Origin of the sequence: Bacteroides caecigallinarum, from assembly GCF_021531075.1 — a bacterium.
In the GTDB taxonomy this organism is placed as follows: Bacteria; Bacteroidota; Bacteroidia; order Bacteroidales; family Bacteroidaceae; genus Phocaeicola; species Phocaeicola caecigallinarum_B.
The window spans coordinates 1-1,270 of record NZ_JADYTJ010000123.1; the positions used below are offsets into that span (position 1 = coordinate 1).

Genomic DNA, 1,270 nt, shown 5'->3' on the forward strand with positions numbered 1-1,270 from the left:
GTTCAGCTGTTGTTCATGGATTCCATAGAATGGCAGCTGAATATATTTTAGTAATTTAAAATATAATAAAGCTATGAAGAAACTATTGTTTTATTTCATCAGTTTATCCTTTTTTGTATTAATGTCATGTACAAAAGAGGACGGAGTAAATCCTCCGCCAGGAGAAAAGGCTATAAATGAAATTGTAACAGCCTTGGAAAATAAAGAAGAAATAAGTGATTTTGTCGAGATTTTGAAAAAAGTAGATGTTGCAAACCTGACAGAAGATAAATTGACTGTGTTTGCAGTCCGTAATTCTTCATCTGCTGCACGTTCTACTGCAGTTCTTGACTCTGTGTCCATAAAGCGTCATATCGCCAAGGGAAGTTATGCTAAGGCAGATTTGACTGATGGCAAGGAACTTGAAAGTATAAATGGAGAGAAACTGTACATCACAAGAAACGGTGATGAAGTATATGTAAATGGTGTTATTATTGAAGGAGAGGCTATCCCGGCTGGTAACAGTTATGTATATATTGTTCCTGAAGTGCTGGAAGAAAAAACTGAAGCGGAAACTTTTTATACCACTACTATAAATATCCGTGAACTTACTTGGGGACAGGCTCAGGACAAACCGTTGGAAGGAGTAAACGTTGTCGTTAATGAAGCTGTTAAAGATTCTTTGGACAGATGGACCGAAGGTGAGTTTATAGGAGAGTGGAAAACTGATGCAAACGGTCAGGTTATAGTTAAGCACACTGCTAATGAAATAGTTTTCTGGGTATATAAGGATGGATATACAGACAGATACGAGGGGTATGTTTTCGAAGGTGTCGGTTCTGACGGCAAGTTCATAATTGATGATTCAAATATGGATGGCCTGGTAAATAATGATGATAAATATTTCTTTAATAATAATTATTATGTCGGAAATGATAAAGGTGAAACAGAAAGTACGGGAACCGCATATATGGTTGCTATAGATAGTGAAGGCGTGGAACTTCCTTTGCCTGAACCGTCATCTGTTGAGAACTTATGGAAAGAACGAGTTTATTATTATATGTCTGAAAATGTTTACTTAGATTCAAGATTAACAAAAGGAACAGATTTGTTCAGATATAATAGCATCGACTTTACTGAAGCATCATTAAATTATTGGAAGTCTGCATATAGCACTATAGATTGGGGATTATCATGTATTGAGTCTTTGGAAAATGATGGACAAACAGATTTGGCTAATAAGATTAGAACAGATGTATATCTTATATGGACACAATTGTTTGGTTACTAC

General features: G+C 35.6%; 1 protein-coding gene. It reads left to right on the top strand.

Annotation, left to right across the window (positions count from 1 at the left end):
• Positions 1–73: 73 nt before the first annotated feature.
• Positions 74–1,270: fasciclin domain-containing protein (locus I6E11_RS14600; protein WP_235338829.1), on the top strand; the 1,197-nt coding region annotated here is incomplete at its 3' end.